Source organism: Actinoplanes sp. NPDC048791 (assembly GCF_040650095.1).
Lineage (GTDB): Bacteria > Actinomycetota > Actinomycetes > Mycobacteriales > Micromonosporaceae > Actinoplanes.
Genome location: NZ_JBEZGQ010000809.1, coordinates 1 through 3,865, shown reverse-complemented (window position 1 = coordinate 3,865; position 3,865 = coordinate 1). Strand labels below are relative to the sequence as shown.

Here is a 3,865-nt window from a genome sequence, read left to right as displayed (position 1 = left end):
CCGGCCGCAGCACCCGCTGCAGCTCCGCGGGCGGGTGGTCGGTGACGGCGCCGGCCCGGGCCGCGGGTGTGCTCACCGACGACCCCGACACCCTGGTCTTCCGGCACCGGATCGTGGCCCGGGTGCTGCACGAGAGCACCCCGGCGGCGTTGCGGATCATGCTGCACCGCTCCTTCGCCGAGAAGATCGCCCAGGTCGGCGGGGCTCCGGAGCGGGTCGTCGGCCAGCTGCTGGCCGGCCCGGTGCCGCTGGACAGCAGCGCCAGCCGGTGGCTGGCCGAGCACATCGAGCAGCTCTCGGCGCGGGCCCCGCAGGTGGCGATCAGCATGCTCAAGCGCGTACGCACGGAGTACGCCCTGGACGAGGAGACCCGGCTCGACCTGACCGCCTGGCTGGCCCGCCTGCTCGACCGCCAGCGCGAGAACGCGGTCGCCGAGGCCGGCTGGGTCGCCGCCCGCACCACCGACGTGCGGCTCGAGGCCGAGATGCAGTGGATCATGGCGTGCAGTCACGACCGGCTGGGTGAGCACGTCGCCGCGGCCGACGTGGCCCGGGCCGTGCTGAGTGCGCGCCGGCTGCCGGACCCGTGGCTGCACCGGTTCCGCTCGCTCATCGACCGGCTCCGGCCGCACCTGCCGGGCGAGCCGACCGCGCCGCATCTCAGCCGGACGGCCCTGCTGGGTGACAGAGTTTCTGTTATCCGTTGAGCGGCCCGTGGTCTCCTCGGAGTGAGGCACGCTCCCGCGGCGGAAACGGAGGAGAGATGCCGGATCCTGCGTACGAGCAGCTCCGCGTCTCCGTCCTGGGCCCGCTGCGCGCCTGGTACGGCGACCAGGAGCTCAACCTCGGCCCGGCCCGCCAGCGTTCGTTGTTCGCGGTGCTGGTCGCGGACGCCAACCGCCTGGTCAGCCGGGACGAGATCATCGAGGCGGTGTGGGGGGCCGCCGCGCCCGCCACGGCACCCGGCAGCGTCTACACCTACATCTCCGGCCTGCGCCGGGTGCTCGCCGGTGGCCCGGAGCGCCCGCCGGCAGCCGAGGTCCTGACCTCCGGTCCGGCCGGCTACTCGCTGCGGATCCCGGCCGGGCACCTGGACAGCGACCGGTTCGCCGAGCTCTGCACCCGGGCCGAGGAGTTGCAGGCGGGCGGCGATCCGGGGGCGGCGGCGTGCGTGCTCGACGAGGCCCTGGAGCTGTGGCACGGCGACGCGTACGCGGGCATCTCCGGCGACCGCATCGAGCTGGAGCGGACCCGCCTGGCCGAGCAGCGCCTGGCGGCCGTGGAGCGGCGGGCCCGCATCGCGATGGAGCTGGGCGACGACGGCCTGATCGCCGAGCTCGCCGGGCTGGTCCGTGCCCATCCCCTGCACGAGCCACTGCACGAGTTGCTGATCCAGGCGCTGTACAGGGCCGGCCGCGGCGCCGAGGCGCTGGAGGCGTTCCAGGCCGCTCGCCGGGTGCTGGTGGCCGAGCTGGGCGTCGAGCCGGGCCCCGCGCTGCGCGAGCTGCAACGCCGGGTGCTGGACGGCTCGATGGCCGCGACCGAGCCGCCCGCGTTGCCGGCCGCGGTGGTGCCCATCCAGGTCGCGCGGGCGATCCGCGACGGGCTGACCGACCGGCCGCTGGTCGGCCGCGGCGACGAGGTCGAGCTGCTGCGCGGCCTGGTCCGGGCGGCGGCGCAGGGCACCGGCGCGGCGGTGTGGATCGAGGGTGAGCCGGGCATCGGCAAGACCGAGGTGCTGACCCGCGCCCTCTCCGACGCCGACGAGGCCGGCTGCGGCCTCTTCTGGGGTGTGGCCGGCGAGCTCGACCGGCACACGCCGCTCCAGGTCCTCACGCGCGCGCTGGGTCTCGCGCCGACGTCGGAGGATCCCCGGCGCGCCACCATCGCCACCGAGCTGCACGCGCCCGGCAGCGGTGAGAACGACGACGCCGGGCCGGCCATCGCGGCCGAACGGGTGCTCGCCTACCTGCGGGCCGCCTGCGCGATCACGCCGATCGTGCTGGTCGTGGACGACATGCAGTGGGCCGACGAGGCCAGCGTGCTGCTCTGGGACCGGCTGGTCGCGGCGACCCGGCACATGCCGCTGCTGCTGGTCGCGGCGGCCCGGCCGGAGCCCAACGGGCGCGAGCTGGCCCAGTTGCGCCGCAGCGTGCGGCTGCGCGAGGGGCACGTGCTGAGCCTGGGGCCGCTGCCCGCCGAGGCGACCGAGGAGCTCGTCGCCGCGGTGGTCGGCGCCCCGGTCGGCCCGCACCTGCGCGCGGTGGCCGGCCGTTCGGGGGGCAACCCGCTCTTCGCCCGGGAGACGGCGGTGGCGCTGATCCGCCGGGGTGCCGTACGGATCGTGGACGGCCGGGCCGACATCGACGGGTCGGTGCCGGTGGAGGTGCCCGGATCGCTGCTCGCCGTGGTCCGGTCCACGCTGGACTTCCTGACCGACGACACCCAGGAGGTGCTGCGGCTGGCGGCCCTGCTGGGCACCGAGTTCGCCGTCGACGACGTCATCGCGGTGACCGGGCGGCCGCCGTTCAGCCTGATGGCGAACCTCGAGGAGGCGCTGGCCGCCACGGTCGTGGTGGACGCGGGCACCGAGCTGGCGTTCCGGCACCCGTTCCTGCGCGAGGCGCTGTACGCGAGCATCCCGCACGCCACCCGCTCCCAGCTGCACCGCCAGACGGCCGAGGTGCTGGCCCGCGGCGGCAGCCCGGTGACCAGGGTCGCCGAGCAGCTCGCGGCGGAGACGCCGGTGCTCGACGCGTGGGTCGTCGGCTGGCTCACCGAGCACCACGCCGAGGTGGTCAAGCGGGTGCCGCGGACGGCCCGGGAGCTGATCAGGCAGGTGCTGGCCACCGGCCTGCCCGGCGCCCAGCAGCGGGAGACCCTGCTCGTCGCCCTGGTGAAGCTGGAGTTCCGGGAGGGCAGCTACCCGCTCGCCGAGGCCCGCGAGGCGCTGGCGACCGCGACCGACCCGGGCGACCGGGCCGAGATGCGGCAGCTGCTGGCGGCCATGCGGTTCCGCCAGGGTGCCCCCGGCGAGGCGATCGACCTGCTGACCGGCGCGGTCGACGACCCGGCCACCCCGGAGATCTGGCGGACCCGGCACCGGGTGCTGCTGGCCAACTTCCGCCGCGGCCCGCTGGACGACCTGGACCGGGCGGACCGGACAGCCCGGCAGGTGCACGACGAGGCGGTGGCGGCGGGACAGCCGTACGAGGCCGCCTTCGCCCTGCAGACGACGTGGCTGACCAGCTCGATCCGCCGCGACCACGAACGCGCGCTGGAGTACGTCGACCGCGCGCTGGAGATCATGCGGGACCACCCGACGTTCGCCGGCATGTACTTCGACCTGCTGGACAACCGGATGTTCACACTGCAGAACCTGGACCGGCTGGACGAGGCGGAGCGGACCCTGCGCGAGGCCGCCCTGTTCGCCATCCGGCACCGGCTGCCGGCCACCCTCCAGGTCGCCTCCGCGGTGCAGTACTACTGGCTGGGCCGGTGGGACGACGCGACGGCCGAGGTCGGCGCGGTCACCGACGACGCACCCGGGATCACCTTCCTGGGGATGCGGGAGCCGGGCGCGGTGGGGATGCTCCTGCACGGCGTCGCGGCGCTGATCGCCGGTCATCGGGAGGACCGGAGTCTGGCCACCGCGCACCTGGACGCCGCCAACGCGCTGCCGGTGACCGACGCCGAGCGGGAGAGCTGCGATTTCCTGTTGGTGGCCCGGGCCCTGGTGGCGGAGCAGCAGGACCGGCCGGCCGATGCCCTGCGGGAGCTCGCGCCCCTGCTGACCCCCGAGTACGCCCCGATGATGCTGCGCCACCAGTGGCTGCCCGACGCGCTGCGCCTGGCCCTGAGCGTC

At 75.4% G+C, this 3,865-nt stretch carries 1 protein-coding gene and 1 pseudogene; both read left to right on the top strand.

Going from position 1 to position 3,865, the window contains the following annotated elements; genetic code table 11:
* Positions 1-707: pseudogene (locus AB0C29_RS37500) on the top strand (SARP family transcriptional regulator); the annotation flags it as partial.
* A 56-nt stretch (positions 708-763) separates the two neighbouring features.
* The coding region (locus AB0C29_RS37495; RefSeq protein ID WP_360830810.1) for a BTAD domain-containing putative transcriptional regulator at positions 764-3,865 on the top strand (3,102 nt) is incomplete at its 3' end.